The sequence below is a fragment of the Halostella salina genome, from assembly GCF_003675855.1.
Classification (GTDB): domain Archaea; phylum Halobacteriota; class Halobacteria; order Halobacteriales; family Natronoarchaeaceae; genus Halostella; species Halostella salina.
In genome coordinates, this window is the sequence record NZ_RCIH01000004.1 from 101,670 (window position 1) to 116,892 (window position 15,223).

A 15,223-nucleotide genomic window follows, 5' to 3' on the forward strand; every position below is an offset into this window, starting at 1 on the left:
ATTGCTTACGCCCGGGTCGGGCCCGCTCGGGGCGGAGTCCGAAGGGTACGTGTCAACAAAAAGCATACCAGACACCGCCCCGAAACGGATCGCATGGACCGCGACAGCGACCGGGCGCGTCACGGCGCGGGTCGCCGATGGTGGTAGACCCGAGCGCGGACGCGACCGCCTTCGTCGCCGTGCTGGGCGTTCACGTCCTCGCGGGCGTCGCCGCACTCGGCGGCGGGGCGGGCGCGATCGTGACGCGGAAGGGCGGCAGGCGGCACAACGCCGCCGGCAAGCTGTACGTGCTGTCGATGGCCGTCGTCGTCGCGACCGCGGTTCCGCTGTCGGTGTGGACCACTGACCCGTTCCTGCTCGCGATCGCCGTGTTCAGCGGCTATCTGGTGTTCGGCGGCTACCGGGTCGTCGCCCGGCGTCGCGCCGGCCAGACCGCTCCGACGGCCGTCGACTACGCCGGCCACGGGACGATGGCCCTCGTCGGAACCGGCATGGTCGCGTGGGGCGGCTGGCGGACGGTGGCCGGTCCGGCCGGCCTCGCGCCGGCCCTCGTCGTGTTCGGCGGGATCGGCGTGGGGTTCGCCGCGCTGTCGCTCCGCACTCTCCGTGCGCCGCCCGCCGCCCGTCCGCCGTGGGTCACGATGCACATCGGCTACATGGGCGGCGGGTTCATCGCGACGGTGACCGCCGCCGTGACCGTCAACCTCACATTCCTGCCGCCGCTGCTCCGGTGGCTCGGGCCGACCGCCGTCGGCGTTCCCCTCATCGTGTACGCCGTCGGCGCGTACGAACAGCGATTCGGGACGGCGAAGCGGACCTGACCGCTCGGCCACACATTTTATACGTCTATCCGACAATACAGGATTCGAAATGCTTCTTACGACGATGCTGGTCCGGAGAACGTCCATACGCTCGGCAGCCACCGTTTGGAACCGGCGGCCCGAACGCGGGGACTCGTACTGATGCACGGGATCATCCTGAAGACGCTCAAGGACTACGTCGTCGAGCAACACGACATCGAGACGTGGGAGACGGTACAGGAGGAGGCCGGCCGCGAGGGCGAGATGTACGTCGCCGTGACGACCTACGACGAGGAGGTCACTGTCGACCTGCTGGAGGCGACCCTCGACGTCACCGACACCTCGATGGAGTCGTTCATGTACGACTGGGGGGTGTGGATCATCGAACCCATCATCGACGTGTACGGGAGCGCGTACGTCGAACCGGACTGGGACGGGCTCGACCTGCTGTCGCAGATCGAGGCGATCCACACCCAGCTGCGCCAGCGCCGGATGGGCGAGATGACGCCGCCCGTCCTTCGGATCGAGGAGATCGACGACGAGACGCTGAAGATCGTGTACGGCTCGAAGCGGCAGTGGTGTCAGTGGATCCCGGGGCTGATCACCGGCGTCGGCGACTACTACGACGAGGAGTACCGCTACAAGGAACACACCTGCATGCTGGAGGGCGACGACCGATGCACGTTCAGCGTCCAGCGGGTGTCGAAATCGACGACCACCGGGAGCGTGGGTGACTGAGATGGCGGGCGAACAGGAGGCGTCCGGCGGAGCAGGGCGCGCGGCGGCCGGCGTCGGGGTCGCGACGCTGCTCGTCGGCGGGGCCGTGCTGGGCGGCGCGCTCGTCGCGACCGAGAACACCGGCACCACGGTCCTCGCGGCCGGCGGGGCCGGCGTCCTCGCGAGCGCCGTCGTCGGGGCTGCGGTGACCGCGTTCCAGTCCGGCACACGGGCGGACGAAGCCGACGCGTTCCGGTCGGCGCTGGCGGACCGAACGGTCGGGACCCCCGTCGACGACGAGTGGGACCGCCCCGAACTCGAACTGGCGGCGACCGAACTGAACGACGAAGCAGCCCACGTCGGCGAGCTTCGCTCGCAGGTCGACGACCTGGAGGACGAACTGGCCGTGATGCGGCGTCGGTCGGAGGCGTACGAGAGCCTCGCGGACGACATCGACCGGTGTGTCGACCGGGCGGTGGAGGCGGACGACTACACCGTTCGCCTCGACGAGGACCGCCCCGACGAGGCGGCCCGCGCGACGGCCGCCTCGGTCAACGCCCTGCTCGACGAAACCTCCGACCTGCTCGCGGACATCCGCGGGTTCGCCGACGAGGTCGCCGCCTACAGCCACGAGGTGACGCTCTCGACCCAGGAGGTCAGCGAGGGTGCGGACCGCGTCCGCGTCATGCTCAACGAGATCTCCGAGGAGTCGAACACGCAGGCCGAGGAGCTCGAAGCGGCCACCGAGGAAGTCGGTGAGCTCTCGGCGACCGTCAAGGAGATGTCTATCTCGACGGCCGAGGTCGCCGACCTCGCCGAACAGACCGCGGAGGTCGGCCGCGAGGGTCGCGACGCCGCGAACGACGCGATCGACGGCATGGGCGAGATCCAGTCCGAGTCGGCCGAGACCGTCGAGGCGATCGAGCAGCTCGAAGCCGAGGTGAACCAGATCGACGAGCTGGTCGACGCGATCCGCGAGATCGCCGAGGAGACGAACATGCTCGCGCTGAACGCCAACATCGAGGCGTCCCGCACCGGCGAGGAGGAGGGCTTCGCCGTGGTCGCCACCCAGATCAAGGAGCTGGCCGAACACTCAAAGGAGGCGGCCGACGAGGTCGAGGAACGGCTCGACCACATCCGGAGCCAGACCGAGCGCACCGTCGCCGAGGCCGAACAGACCAGCGAGCGGATCGCCCAGCAGGCGGATTCGGTTCAGGACGCGGTCGACTCCCTGGAGTCCGTCGCACGGGCCGCCCAGCAGACCAACGCCGGCGTTCAGGCGATCAACGAGACGACCGAACAGCAGACCGAGTCGATCGACGAGGTGCTCGACTCCGTCGAGCACGCGACCGCAGTCTCGAAGGAGACGAAGACGGAAGCTGAGCGCGCGGCGACCTCCGCCGAGTCACAGTCCGCCGCGCTCTCCCGCGTCAACGAGAGCATCGACCGGCTCGCCGACCAGGCCGACGAGCTCAGCGAGCGGCTGGAGTCCGTCACCGTCGACGCCGCCGACGAGGAGGCGACGACGCCGACCGACGCGGCCTGAGGGGCGGATCTCCTGTTTTCGCCGGGTTTGACGCCGGCCGGCCCTTGCGGTTTCCCGTCAGTTCCCGACACTCGGAAGGAACTGACCGGTCTCCCGTCGGACGCCGACCAGAAGGATCGCGGCCGCGACGAGCGGCATGACCGCACAGCTGAGATACACGGGCCAGAAGCCGACGCTCTCGACGACCGGGAGCGTCACAATGGGTCCGAACCCGCCGCCGACGTCCCCGAACACGTTGTTCGTCCCCACGGCGCGGCCCATCTCGCCGTCGGCGACGAGGTCGCCCAGCAGCGCCATCAGGGGCCCGCTCGTGCCGCCCTGTCCCAGCCCGATGCACAGGCAGGCGATAGCCAGCGTCAGGACCGAATCCGCGAGCGCGAGCAGGACGAACCCGACGGACGTGACGCCCAGAAACGCGAGCAAAATTGGGACCCGCGACTGGTTCCGGTCGCTGACGTACCCGCCGAGGTACATCGACAGCCCTGCCGCCACGACGGTGAGGCCCATGAACAGGCCCGAGGTGCCCTGTGCGTCGAAGCCGAGGAGGCTGAGCCGGTTCCGGTCGAGGAACACGACCAGTGTCGCGAACAGCGCACCGATGTAGACGAACAACACGGCGAAGTTCACCAGTCCGACCGTGATGGCGGGGAGGCCCGTGTTGATGTCCCACGGTTTGACCGACTGGTTCGCCCCGCTCTCGACGTGCGTTTCGGGCACGGTCAGGTACGCGACGGCGCTGGCGAAGAACGCGAAGCCGGTCGCGACGGTGAAAGCGACGACGTTGCCGGCGAGTTCGCTGACGAGCCCGCCGAGGACCACGCCCGCCGGGAACCCGAAGAGGACCCCGCCCCTGATGAGACCCATGTTCGACCCCCGCGACCCGCCGTCGCTGATGTCGTCGGCGATCGTGTACGCGGTCGCGAAGACGAGCGCACTCCCGACGCCCCAGAGGACGCGAGCGCCCATGAACCACGCTTCCGGGATCGGCGCGACCATCGCGACGACGTACCCCGACGTGGCGATCCCCTGAACGAACATCCCGACGACGAACGGCTTTCGCGTTCCGTACCGGTCCACGAGCCCCCCGGCCGGCGCGTTCGCGAACAGCCGCGAGAACCGGTTCGCACTCAGGATGACGCCGACCAGAAACGGGGAGATCCCGAGAACTGCGCCGAGGTTCGGCAGGATCGGGAAGATCACGCCGCCCCCGAAGCCGATGAAAAACGTACTGACGATGACCGCTCCGAGAACGAGCCGCCCTTCCTTCGCTCCGCGGAGCCGGTCTTTCACGTTCGAAACGAGCGGTCCTGACCTGTTTGAGCGTTTCTATACCGGACTCCGCTCGCTGATTCTCTATTCACTTCCCGTGTCTGGTCGGATACCGGGCCTGTGACGAGACGGTGATCTCCAGCCCAAGGGGAATGGCTGGTTGCCGATCTGGCGTGCGTGGAACTACCACCTGTCGCCCGGTTTCGTGGGGTCGGTGTCCGTCCCTTCCAGTCCATGCCGGTCCGGCTCAGCAGCCAGAGTGCGGTCAGAAGCCCGACCCCGAGGCCGTAGACGATCGGCGAGTTCTCAAGCCCCGGCGGCAGCCCGACCGCCCCGAGGAGACCGAACGTCGGCGTCGGGAGTCCGATGGTGGCCTGCAGTCCGTACAGTGCGACCGTCGCGAGTGCACCGAGCACTATCGTCGGTATCCCAACGGTGACGAGGAGCATCGGAACGAGCAGGAGGTACGCGACGATGCCGGCGGTCGGCTCGTCGTCTCCGTTTACCATTGGTGCTCAGTCTGTCATGATTGATAAAATACATTTTGGCGAGCCGGTCGAGCGTGAGGGCTCTTCGAAGAGAACCCGCGTAGAATCGGGATGCAACCTCCCGGGTTGTGAACCGAGGCAAGCCGTTCCGGGTCGCTCGCTCCGTACGCTTCCCGGGCGTGCGACTCGCCGGGTGTGAATCGCAGTCGGGGCGTTTTCACTGCTCACTTCGTTCGCAGGAAAATGCCGCCTCCCGGATTTGAACCGGGGACAGCTCGATCTTCAGTCGAGTGCTCTCCCAGTCTGAGCTAAGGCGGCGCGCACCACATGCTCGGTCGATGCAGGCAAAAAGGATTTCGAAACACGGCGGGCGGACGGCCGCCGCTCAGACGGAGCCGCGAAACACCCGTTCGGTGCACGTCTCGCCGCCGAGTTCGGCGGTTCTGGAGTCGACGCAGTCGTAGCCGCGCGCCCGGTAGAACCGGACCCCCACGTCGTTCTCGGCGAGTACGAGCACGCGCACCGCGTCGATTCCGCGGTCGGCGAGGGCCGACTCGACGGCGTCTAACAGTTCGGTCCCCACGCCCTCTCCCCAGCGGTCGGGGTGGACGTAGATGCTTGACAGGCGGCCGAGGTCCTCGCCGCCGTCGGTGTCGCCGCTGGCGTACCCCACCACGCCGTCGTCGTCCGCGACGAAGTAGCTCACGTCAGGGTCAGTCACCGCGCGCTCGACGACAGTTGGAGCGTACCACTCGGCAAGGCACTGCTTGCGGGTCGACGCGGACAGCACGCCCTCGTACGCAGCATTCCATCCCGCGTGGGCCACGCGGCGGATCCCCGGCACGTCCGCCGGCGTCGCCGGCCGAACCTCGACGCTCATGGGACGAGGTTCGACGCCCCGGCGCAAAACACACAGGGGTCGGCGCAGGCGTTTTGTCGGAGGCCGTGCGAGATGGAACCATGGGCGATCCGGCGTGCTACCGCGACTTCTGTCCGGAGTGCGACGCACAGGTGACCATCGTCGACGGCGAGTGCCGGGACTGCGGTGCGGAGCTGGAAACTGAATCTGACTCTTTGAAGTAACTCCAACAAATATACAACCTAAACGGTCGTGTATTGAACAGAGGACTGATCAGCCTGATATGGTTTTTGTTGAATGCGGTCATTGCGGACAGGAGTATGATATCAAACCCTCGAAAGCCGAATCCTCATCGTATTGTAGTCGCGAATGCCATACGGCGAGTCAAAGGAACCAAGTACAACTCGACTGCAAGCACTGCGAAGACGAATACGAAGTGAAAGCATCGAAAGCTACTTCTTCAGAGTTTTGCAGTCGAGAGTGCAAAGATGCATGGAAACGGCAAGGACAAAATACCCACGTAACTCGGGCGTGTGAGAACTGTGGTGACCGAGTGAAACGAACCCCATATAATGCAAAGAGAGCGGACAAACACTTCTGTAATAGCCGGTGTAGAGGAGCATGGATCAGTCGAAACCAGCGCGAAGAAAACAATCCAAACTGGAAACCGGACGCAACGCATGAGTTTGGCGACAACTGGAAGGCTTTGCGTGAACAAGTGATCGACCGGGATGTCGTATGTCAGTATTGCGGCGCTGACGGGAAAAACTCCCTACTCGATGTTCACCACATCGTTCCAAGATGTGCCTTCGATCCCATCGAACGCGCAAATACGCTTCTCAATCTAGTTTTGCTCTGTCGAAGTTGTCACAAGCAGGCAGAGCACGGGAATATCGTCTGTCCGATCCCGGCGTTGGAGTAGTGGGCTTGAGCGGGGTCGAACCGCTGATCTCGGCCTTGTAAAGGCCGCGTCATAACCAACTAGACCACAAGCCCGCATTTGGCGGAAGTCCCTCCCGAGGAATAACGCTTTCTCTCCGCGGCGGAACCCATTTTGCCGGCGAGGTCGAGTATCGACCATGGAGCGCTGGAAGGTGCTGAACGCCGCGGGCGTCGTGCTCGTCGTCGCGTTGCTGGGTGGGGCCGCGGTGCAGACCGGACTGCTGGCGAACCCCTTCGCCGACGGCCCCGAGAACGCGACCGTGACGGTGACCGACGAGAACGGCGAGCCGCTGGCCGTCGTCGACGCCGAGGTCGCCAGCACCGCCAACGAGCGGTACACGGGGCTGAGCGAGCACGAGTCGCTGGCGAACGGGTCGGGGATGCTGTTCGTCCACGACAGCGAGGAGGGGCGGACGTACGTGATGCGCGAGATGGACTTCGGGATCGACATCGTGTTCGTCGGGGCCGACCGGACGATCACGACGATCCACGAGGCGCCCGAGCCGGGGCCGAACGAGGACGGCGAGGAACAGCAGTACAGCGGCCGCGCGAAGTGGGTGCTGGAGGTGCCGAAGGGGTACACCGACGCGCAGGGGATCGAGGCGGGCGACACCATCGCGATCGAGTACGGTAACGGGACGGCTTCGACCAGCGAGAACGCGACGGTGACCGTCGAGAACGCGACGGCCGCACTGCACTCGCAACAGCTACCGGCGTGGCGACACAAGGGGCGGCCATGAGCGAGCAGGTGGCTGCGCTGGCCGAGCGCGACGGCTGGCGCGCCGAGGGCTTTGCGGCGCGGGTCCACTACGAGGGGGCCGGCGACCGCTACAGCGTCGAGTACTACGCGCCGAGCGACTGCGTCCTCTACTGGAAGGTGAAAGGGGACGGCGAGACCGCGGTGCCGGTCGCCCGCGACGCGGTCCCGGACCCGCTGCGCGAACGCATCCGGCAGGACCTGACCGAAGCCGGGATCGACCCCGAGGTTGAGGGGCGATCGCTGTAGTGTTTCGGTTCGAAACAACGATTTTTTACCGTGGAGGACCCGATAACGGTCGATGGGTATTCACGCCGAGGACGACGACCCCTTCGAGGAACAGCGTGAGAGCGCCGAGAACCCCATGCGGAGGCTGTTCGGGGAGTACGGACGGGAGAACTCCGTCCAGTTTCTCGTCGGGCTCGTCGCCAGCGTGTTCGCGCGGTTGCTGGACCTGCTGCCGCCGGTGCTGCTCGGGTTCGCGCTCGACGCGATCTTCCGGGACGACAAACCGTTCACGGCGCTGTGGCTGGTGCCGGACGCGTGGCTCCCGGCGGACGCGCAGGGCCAGCTCTGGGTCACCGTCGGGCTGATCGGGGGGGCCTTTACTTTCGGCGCGGCGTTTCACTGGGTGCGCAACTGGGGATGGAACTCCTTCGCGCAGAACATCCAGCACTCCGTGCGGACCGACACGTACGACAAGATGCAGCGGCTGAACATGGACTTCTTCGCCGACAAGCAGACCGGGGAGATGATGTCGATCCTGTCGAACGACGTGAACCGCCTTGAGCGGTTCCTGAACGACGGGATGAACTCCCTGTTTCGCCTGTCGGTGATGGTGCTCGGCATCGCCGCCATCCTGTTCTACTACAACTGGCAGCTCGCGCTCGTCGCGCTGGTCGCGGTGCCCGCGATCGCCGTGTTCACCTGGAAGTTCATCGAGATCATCCAGCCGAAGTACGCCGACGTGCGCTCCAGCGTCGGCACGGTCAACTCCCGGCTGGAGAACAACCTCGGCGGCATCCAGGTGATCAAGACGAGCAACACCGAGGGGTACGAGTCCGACCGCGTCGAGGACGTCTCCCAGGACTACTTCGACGCCAACTGGAGCGCCATCTCGACGCGGATCAAGTTCTTCCCCGGCCTGCGCCTGCTGGCCGGGATGTCGTTCGTCGCCACGTTCCTCGTCGGCGGGCTGTGGGTGCTGATGCCTCCGGAAGCCGGCGGTCCCGGACCGCTGACAGGGACGCTCAGCGCGGGCGAGTTCGTCACGTTCATCCTGCTCACCCAGCGGTTCATCTGGCCGATGGCGCAGTTCGGGCAGATCATCAACATGTACCAGCGCGCTCGCGCCTCCAGCGAGCGCATCTTCGGGCTGATGGACGAGCCGAGCCGGATCGAGGAGGACCCCGCCGCCGAGGAACTCGTCGTCGACGAGGGCGAAGTGGTGTACGAGGACGTGAGCTTCGGCTACGACGACGAGACGATCATCGACGACGTGTCGTTCGACGTCGAGGGCGGCGACACGCTCGCACTCGTCGGCCCCACGGGGGCCGGCAAGTCGACGGTGTTGAAGTTGCTCCTCCGGATGTACGACGTGGACGACGGCGCGATCCGGATCGACGGGACCGACCTCCGGGACGTGACGATCCCGAGCCTCCGGCGGTCGATCGGCTACGTCAGCCAGGAGACGTTCCTGTTCTACGGCACCGTCAAGGAGAACATCACGTACGGGACGTTCGACGCCGACGAGGACGAGATAGTCGAGGCCGCGAAGATGGCCGAGGCTCACGAGTTCATCACCAACCTCCCGGACGGCTACGACACCGAGATCGGCGAGCGCGGCGTGAAGCTGTCGGGCGGCCAGCGCCAGCGCATCTCCATCGCCCGGGCGATCCTCAAGGACCCCGAGATCCTCATCTTAGACGAGGCGACGAGCGACGTGGACACGGAGACGGAGATGCTGATCCAGCGCAGCCTCGACGAACTCACCGCCGACCGCACCACGTTCGCCATCGCACACCGGCTCTCGACGATCAAGGACGCCGACAAGATCGTCGTGCTTGAGGACGGGAAGATCGTCGAAGACGGCAGTCACGAGGACCTGCTCGACGACGACGGGCTGTACGCCCACCTCTGGGGCGTGCAGGCCGGGGAGATCGACGAACTCCCCGAGGAGTTCATCGAGCGCGCCGCGGAGCGACAGGCCCGCACCGAAGCCGGCGACGACTGATCAGCCGACCTCACCCCTCCACGGCCGCCGACGCCGCGATCCGCTCGAACAGCGTTCTGACCGCCGGCACGTCCGCGACCCGGTAGTCCGCCGCCGTCTCCCCGTCCCCGACCTTCACGCCGACACCGCCTTCGGGGAGCGCTCGGAACGCCGCCTCGTCGGTCGTGTCGTCGCCGACGTAGACGGCCGTGGGCGTACCGCCCTCGGGACCCCGACGGTCGAGCAACCACTCGACGGCCCGGCCCTTGTCCCAGTCGGTGTCGGGGCGAAGCTCCAGCACCGCCTTCCCGGTCGTGAGTTCGAGCCCGGCATCCGCGGCAGCGGCCCGGACGCGCTCCCGGACCTGCGGCACCGCGTTCTCGTCGGCCATCCGGTAGTGGACCGTCGCCGTCGCGCCCTTGTCCTCGACGACGACGCCCGGGACGTCGAGCGACTCGCGGATCCGCTCGCAGACGTCGGTCAGCGCGTCGCGGGCGTCCGCAGCAGCCGGGTGAACCGTCGTCTCGCCGTCGGCGCGGAGTTCCAGCCCGTGGTTGCCGGCGTACGCGAGGCCGTCGACGCCGACGCGCTCGCGCAGGTCGTCGATCGCTCGCCCGCTGACGACGGCGGTCGTGACCGCCGGCGCGTCCCGGAACGAGCGAAGCAGGTCGGCCAGCCCGTCGGCCATGGCGGCCTCGTCCGGCCGCTCGACGATCGGCGCGAGGGTGCCGTCGAAATCCGAGAACAGCGCGACCCCGTCGCGTTCGGCGGCGCGGTCGGCTATCTCTGCGGCCACGTCGGCGGGGTCGCTCCGCGACGGCTCCCCCGCCGCGTCCCTGCGGTCGGAGACGTCGTCGGCCGCCCGATCGCTCCCCGTCACTGTGACTGCCGGCCCCGGCTGGCCGCGTACCGCTTGCCCTGCTGTACCGATCGAGCGGTCCTGAACTGGCGGGCGATCCAGGCGTACACGTCGTTCTCGTGCACCTGCTCGCCGAGCGTCGCCGCGCGGCGCTCCCGCTCGGTCCCGGGCGACCGGAGGCCCCATTCGACGGCGTCGGCGACCGCGTCCACGTCGTAGGGGTTGACGACCTCGGCCCCTTCCTCTAGCTCGGCGGCCGCGCCGGCGAACTCGCTCAGGACGAGCACGCCGGGGTCGTCGACCTGCGCGGCGGCGAACTCCTTGGCGACGAGATTCATGCCGTCCCGGACCGGCGTGACGAGCGCCAGGTCCGCGCCGCGATACAGCCCCGCGAGCTGCTTCTCGGGGAGCATCGCGGTCGTGAAGACGACCGGCTGCCAGTCCTCGGTGCCGAAGCGCTCGTTGATCCCCGCGATCCGGTCTGCGACGCGGTCCTGCAGGCGGGCGTACGCCGGGATCGAACTCCGGCTCTCGGTCCCCTTCTGGACGAACGTCAGGCGGCCGCGCCACTCCGGTGAGCGCTCCCAGAGCCGCTCCAGCGCGTCGAGCCGACGCTCGATCCCCTTCGTGTAGTCGAGGCGGTCGACGCCGACCGCGACGGCTCGGTGCTCGCCGATGCCGTGCTCGGCCCGAAACTCGTCCCAGAAATCGGCGGCCGCTTGCGACTCGGCGCGGTCCCGGACCGCGTCCGCGTCGATGCCGAGCCGGAACGGTCGCACCGTCGTCGACCCGCCGCGGTAGCGGACGATGCCGTTCTCGTGGTCGACCGCCGCGTCCAGCGCCCGCTCCGCACACTCGAGGAAGTTCCGGCAGTAGTTGGGCGTGTGAAACCCGAGCAGGTCGTTGGCGAGCAGGCCGTCAAGCACGGCTACCGCCCGCGGGCAGACGCGGAACACGTCCCACGCGGGCCACGGCAGGTGCCAGAAGTGCATCGCGAACGCGTCGGGCAGGAGCCGTTCGCGCAGGACCCGCGGCGCGAGCGCGAGGTGGTAGTCCTGAAACCAGACCGCCGGGGCGGTGCCGTCCGCGGCGGCGGTCACGGCCGACGCGAACTCGCGGTTGACCTCGCGGTAGCGTTCCCAGTCGTCGGTCGCGAAGTGGACGCGGGCCGTGTCGGAGTGACAGAGCGGCCACAGCGTCCGGTTGCTGATCCCGCGGTAGTAGCCGTCGACCTGCTCGTCGTCGAGCCACACCCGGTGGAGGTCGTACGACGGGTCGTCCGGCGGCACGCTGACGACGCCGTCGTCGCTGGCCTCGCGGTCGGCGTCGCCGTCGCCCCACGCCACCCACGACCCCTCGACCGTCTGCATCACGGGGTCGAGCGCGGCGGTCAGCCCCCCGGCGGGGCGGTCGACGGTGACCTCGCAGTCGTCGTCGTACCCGTGGCTGTACGGCTGGCGGTTCGAGACGACGACGGGCGAGCCGTCGCAGTCGATCGATTCGACCGCCGCGACCGCGTCGGACACGCTGTCGCGCGCCCGGCCGTCGTCACCGGTTGCCACGTCGACCACCCCCGTCGCCGGTGCGGGCGGCGGTGTGGACGGTGCTGGCGGTCGAGTGGTCGGTCCGGACCCGGTGCCGTCTACGACTCTCGCGTACCATGTTCGGTGTCAGATGCTACCCAGAGCGACCGGATAAGCCACCGACACTGTTCAGTTCGCTTCGCCGAGAAACAGCCGGCTACGTCCCGGTAAGGACGGCCTACGCCGCCGAAACCGACGGTTACACGCCGCCCTCAGAACGACTGCTGGTCGTCGGACACGTCCTGTCCCGGCGCGCCCTCCGCCTGCCGGTCCTCGCCCGGCGCGGGCGGCGTCCGGTCGCTGTAGTTCTTGCGTCCGATGGCCTCGTCGTCGACCATCGTGAGCAGCGCCTGCCGCACGTCCTGTTCGTCGTCGAACTCCTGGTTCCCCATGGGCTCGACCAGTTCGCGGAACGTCGCCTCCCCGTCGGAGAAGGTGAGCTGCTCGTCGCCGTACGCGTCGACGAGTTCCCCGGTGTCCGCGGGGTAGTCGTGACTCGCCAGTTTGCCGCTGAGGTCGCCGAAGTCCACACCCATCTCTCTGTCGTCGTCTGTCATGCTGTGTTCCCCCTACCCGTCGGGACGGGAACCGCGGGGAAACCGTTTGCCCCACGTATAAGCCCGCCGAGATGCAGAGTCCGAACGTGCACCTGACCGACGCCACGTGGACGGACGCCGCGGCCGTCGAGACGGACCTCGCGGTGGTTCCCGTCGGCAGTACCGAGCAGCACGGCCCCCACGCGCCGCTTGGCACCGACGCGATCACGGCCGAGACAGTGGCCGAAGCCGGGGTCGACGCGTACGACGGCGAGGCCGTCGTCGCGCCGCCGGTGTCGGTCGGCGTCGCCGCCGAACACCGTCAGTTCCCCGGCACGCTGTGGGTGAGCGAGGACACGTTCCGCGACTACGTCCGCGAGACGGTCGCCAGCCTCGCCCACCACGGCTGGGACCGGGTCGTGCTGGTCAACGGCCACGGCGGCAACGTCGCCGCACTCCGGGAGGTCGCCGGGCGGATCACCCGTGAGGACGACGCCTACGCCGTCCCGTTCACCTGGTTCGAGGCGGTCGGCGACCACGCCGACGACATGGGCCACGGCGGGCCGCTGGAGACCGCGCTCCTCCGGCACGTTCGCCCGGACCTCGTCCGCGAGGACCGGGTCGACGAGGCTCGCGAGGGAGCCAGCGACGGCTGGGGGGAGTGGGTGAGCGGGACGAACCTCGCGTTCGACTCCGCGGAGTTCACCGAGAACGGCGTCGTCGGGGACCCCGGCGAGGGCGACGCCGAGCGCGGCGAGGAACTGCTGGAGCTGGCGGCCGGGTCGCTCGCGGCCCTGCTCTCGGCGGTCGAGTCGAGGGACGTGTGCCGGCCCCCGGACCGGTAGCTACTCCTCGTCTTCCTCGGCGTCCTCGTCGTCGCCGGCGGCGTCGTCCAGCGCGCTCCGAAGCTCCGGCACCGTCGACGTGAGGTCGCCCACCTGCTCGCCCGCCGCTTCGATGTCGGCGATCAGCTCCTCCAGATCGGCGATGGCCGCCTCCAGGTCGTCGGCGTCGTCGAACGCGTCGGCGCGCTGGCCCATCGTGAACCACTTCTTCGCGTCGCGGAGGTGGTCCTCGGCCTCGCCGACGTCCAGCGCCGACCGGAGCCCGTTCAGCACGCCGAGCACGTTGTCGGCGTCGGTCTCCCAGACGGCGTCGCTCTCGGGGAGCTCCGCCCGCGCGGCGTCGAGCGACTCCTCCACGTCCGACCGCATCTCCGAGGCCGCCTCGCCGAACAGCTCGTCGTCGTCCAGGGTGGACTGACTCATGTGCTGACGTTTCACGCGGTCGGGTTTAAAAGGTTGCCCGAAAGCGGAAGTGAAACCCGGCGACGGAGCGCCCGAGCGGGCCGGACGGCGGGGACGGCTGGCAGAGGCCGAGCGGGACCGGCCGCGCCGGTCGACCGACGGGTTGTCCGTCGTGCTCACCCCTCCACGTCGACGACTTCCATCAGCGGGTAGTCGCCGTCCATCGCCATCCGCGTCCGGACGGTCGTCCCCTCGTAGGCGATCCGCATCTCGACTTCGATGAACCGGCCGGTGAGTTCGGCGTAGTCGGCCGACTGCTCGGCCAGTTCCGCCGCGAGTGTCTCCTCCAGCACGTCGACCGTCACCGACTCGCAGAACGGCTGGTTCTCGATCGCTTCGGCCATGGCTCGCTCCAGACTGGCGGCGCTGTCGGGGCTGACCGGCGTCCCGGCGAACTGGTGGTACAGCGTCCCGAACTTGATGCCGGCCTCGAAGCAGGCCGCCTCGCGGTCCGTTGGGTCCATGGCCGGCGGGAGGGCGGCGGCGGGCAAGTGCGTTCGGGTCGTGGACGGCCGACCGTGCAACCCGCACGACCGGCCCGGATCGCACGTTACTTATTCCGGTACGCTCTGGAAACGGACGAATGGACGACCCTGTCTTGCTCACGGGCGCGGAAGGCCGTGTCGGGCAGGCGATCCTCGCCGGACTGGCCGACGAGTACGACTGGCGGCTCCTCGACAGGGACCCGCCGACCGGCGACCCGCCCGGGGAGTTCGTCGTCACCGACGTGACCGACGAGGAAGCGGTTCGCGAGGCGATGGACGGGGTCGGCGCGGTGATCCACCTCGCCGGCGACCCCCGTCCGGAAGCGCCCTGGGACAGCGTCCTCACGAACAACATCGACGGGACCAAGATCGTGTACGAGGCCGCCGTCGACGCCGGGGTCGACCGCGTCGTCTTCGCCTCGTCGAACCACGCCGTCGGGGCCTACGAGACCGACGACCGCACGCCCGAGATGTACCGTCCGGAGGGCGACGTGCTGCTCGACGGGACGGAACTGCCCCGCCCGAGCAACCTCTACGGCGTGTCGAAGGCGGCCGGCGAGACGCTCGGCCGGTACTACCACGACCACCACGACCTCTCGGTCTGCTGTGTCCGTATCGGCAACCTGACGAAGGACCACCCGCCGATCGACTACGAGCGCGGACAGGCGATGTGGCTCTCCCACCGCGACTGCGCCCACCTGTTCGACCGGGCGCTGCGCGCCGACTACGGCTACGAGATCGTGTACGGCATCTCCGACAACGACCGCAAGTACTACTCGCTGGACCGCGCCCGCGAGGCGCTGGGGTACGAGCCGCGGGACAACTCGGCCGAGCACGACTGACCGCGGGCCACGCCCCGCCGC

General features: G+C 68.2%; 18 protein-coding genes and 2 tRNA genes. 10 read left to right on the plus strand and 10 right to left on the minus strand.

The features are described from left to right. The first annotated feature begins 137 nt into the window (after positions 1-137). The 3 genes from D8896_RS19330 (at position 138) to D8896_RS09095 (ending at position 3,063) form a co-directional block, all read left to right on the plus strand. A complete protein-coding gene (locus tag D8896_RS19330; RefSeq protein ID WP_162991512.1) occupies positions 138-821 on the plus strand; it encodes a hypothetical protein in 684 nt (227 codons plus the stop codon). A gap of 141 nt (positions 822-962) precedes the next feature. Then, entirely contained in the window at positions 963-1,538 is a 576-nt protein-coding gene (locus D8896_RS09090; protein WP_121821785.1) for a heme NO-binding domain-containing protein, read from the plus strand. Between the two features lies 1 nt (position 1,539). Further along, a complete protein-coding gene (locus D8896_RS09095) occupies positions 1,540-3,063 on the plus strand; it encodes a methyl-accepting chemotaxis protein (RefSeq protein ID WP_121821786.1) in 1,524 nt (507 codons plus the stop codon). A gap of 57 nt (positions 3,064-3,120) precedes the next feature. On the opposite strand, the gene D8896_RS09100 is transcribed toward D8896_RS09095, so the two are convergent. The 4 genes from D8896_RS09100 to D8896_RS09115 all read right to left on the minus strand — a co-directional run bounded on the left by D8896_RS09100 (position 3,121) and on the right by D8896_RS09115 (position 5,700). After that, positions 3,121-4,353 (minus strand): MFS transporter, encoded by a 1,233-nt coding sequence (locus D8896_RS09100; protein ID WP_121821787.1) that lies wholly within the window; start codon positions 4,351-4,353, stop codon positions 3,121-3,123. Further along, positions 4,350-4,841 (minus strand): hypothetical protein, encoded by a 492-nt coding sequence (locus D8896_RS09105; protein ID WP_121821788.1) that lies wholly within the window; start codon positions 4,839-4,841, stop codon positions 4,350-4,352. Before D8896_RS09105 ends, D8896_RS09100 begins: the two co-directional genes overlap by 4 nt. 223 nt (positions 4,842-5,064) lie before the next feature. Beyond that, positions 5,065-5,138, minus strand: a tRNA-Phe gene (locus D8896_RS09110). Positions 5,139-5,205: 67 nt separating this feature from the next. After that, on the minus strand, positions 5,206-5,700 hold the full coding sequence (locus D8896_RS09115; protein WP_121821789.1) for a GNAT family N-acetyltransferase: 495 nt from the start codon (positions 5,698-5,700) through the stop codon (positions 5,206-5,208). Between the two features lie 80 nt (positions 5,701-5,780). Here D8896_RS09115 and D8896_RS19990 point away from each other — a divergent pair, with 80 nt between their 5' ends. Next, positions 5,781-5,903 carry a hypothetical protein gene (locus D8896_RS19990; RefSeq protein ID WP_259372644.1) on the plus strand — a complete coding sequence of 41 codons (123 nt, stop codon included), beginning with the start codon at positions 5,781-5,783 and terminating at the stop codon, positions 5,901-5,903. 59 nt (positions 5,904-5,962) lie between these two features. Continuing rightward, positions 5,963-6,601: an HNH endonuclease gene (locus D8896_RS20130; RefSeq protein WP_121821790.1), complete on the plus strand. Its 639-nt coding sequence runs from the start codon at positions 5,963-5,965 to the stop codon at positions 6,599-6,601. Here the strand turns inward: D8896_RS20130 and D8896_RS09125 are convergent. Then, positions 6,602-6,675: transfer RNA gene (locus tag D8896_RS09125), tRNA-Val, on the minus strand. A gap of 83 nt (positions 6,676-6,758) precedes the next feature. On the opposite strand from D8896_RS09125, the gene D8896_RS09130 reads away from it, so the two are divergent. From D8896_RS09130 to D8896_RS09140, 3 genes are read left to right on the plus strand one after another with little or no spacing between them, the layout of a single operon-like run. Beyond that, a complete protein-coding gene (locus D8896_RS09130) occupies positions 6,759-7,361 on the plus strand; it encodes a DUF192 domain-containing protein (protein ID WP_121821791.1) in 603 nt (200 codons plus the stop codon). After that, on the plus strand, positions 7,358-7,627 hold the full coding sequence (locus tag D8896_RS09135) for a DUF7538 family protein (protein WP_121821792.1): 270 nt from the start codon (positions 7,358-7,360) through the stop codon (positions 7,625-7,627). The genes D8896_RS09130 and D8896_RS09135 overlap by 4 nt, the downstream gene beginning before the upstream one ends. A gap of 52 nt (positions 7,628-7,679) precedes the next feature. Then, positions 7,680-9,611: an ABC transporter ATP-binding protein gene (locus tag D8896_RS09140; RefSeq protein WP_121821793.1), complete on the plus strand. Its 1,932-nt coding sequence runs from the start codon at positions 7,680-7,682 to the stop codon at positions 9,609-9,611. Positions 9,612-9,621: 10 nt separating this feature from the next. On the opposite strand, the gene otsB is transcribed toward D8896_RS09140, so the two are convergent. The 3 genes from otsB to D8896_RS09155 form a co-directional block, all read right to left on the minus strand. Continuing rightward, positions 9,622-10,470: a trehalose-phosphatase gene (gene otsB / locus D8896_RS09145; protein ID WP_162991514.1), complete on the minus strand. Its 849-nt coding sequence runs from the start codon at positions 10,468-10,470 to the stop codon at positions 9,622-9,624. Continuing rightward, positions 10,467-12,011 carry an alpha,alpha-trehalose-phosphate synthase (UDP-forming) gene (locus D8896_RS09150; protein ID WP_240452008.1) on the minus strand — a complete coding sequence of 515 codons (1,545 nt, stop codon included), beginning with the start codon at positions 12,009-12,011 and terminating at the stop codon, positions 10,467-10,469. Before D8896_RS09150 ends, otsB begins: the two co-directional genes overlap by 4 nt. 233 nt (positions 12,012-12,244) lie before the next feature. After that, positions 12,245-12,589 carry a DUF5789 family protein gene (locus D8896_RS09155; RefSeq protein WP_121821795.1) on the minus strand — a complete coding sequence of 115 codons (345 nt, stop codon included), beginning with the start codon at positions 12,587-12,589 and terminating at the stop codon, positions 12,245-12,247. 86 nt (positions 12,590-12,675) lie between these two features. Between D8896_RS09155 and D8896_RS09160 the strand changes: the two genes are divergently transcribed. Then, a complete protein-coding gene (locus D8896_RS09160; protein WP_121822047.1) occupies positions 12,676-13,413 on the plus strand; it encodes a creatininase family protein in 738 nt (245 codons plus the stop codon). On the opposite strand, the gene D8896_RS09165 is transcribed toward D8896_RS09160, so the two are convergent. After that, on the minus strand, positions 13,414-13,836 hold the full coding sequence (locus D8896_RS09165) for a DUF5790 family protein (protein ID WP_121821796.1): 423 nt from the start codon (positions 13,834-13,836) through the stop codon (positions 13,414-13,416). Positions 13,837-13,991: 155 nt separating this feature from the next. Further along, positions 13,992-14,339: a dihydroneopterin aldolase family protein gene (locus tag D8896_RS09170; RefSeq protein ID WP_121821797.1), complete on the minus strand. Its 348-nt coding sequence runs from the start codon at positions 14,337-14,339 to the stop codon at positions 13,992-13,994. Positions 14,340-14,458: 119 nt separating this feature from the next. On the opposite strand from D8896_RS09170, the gene azf reads away from it, so the two are divergent. Beyond that, entirely contained in the window at positions 14,459-15,202 is a 744-nt protein-coding gene (gene azf / locus D8896_RS09175) for an NAD-dependent glucose-6-phosphate dehydrogenase Azf (protein ID WP_121821798.1), read from the plus strand. The last annotated feature ends 21 nt before the right edge of the window (positions 15,203-15,223 follow it).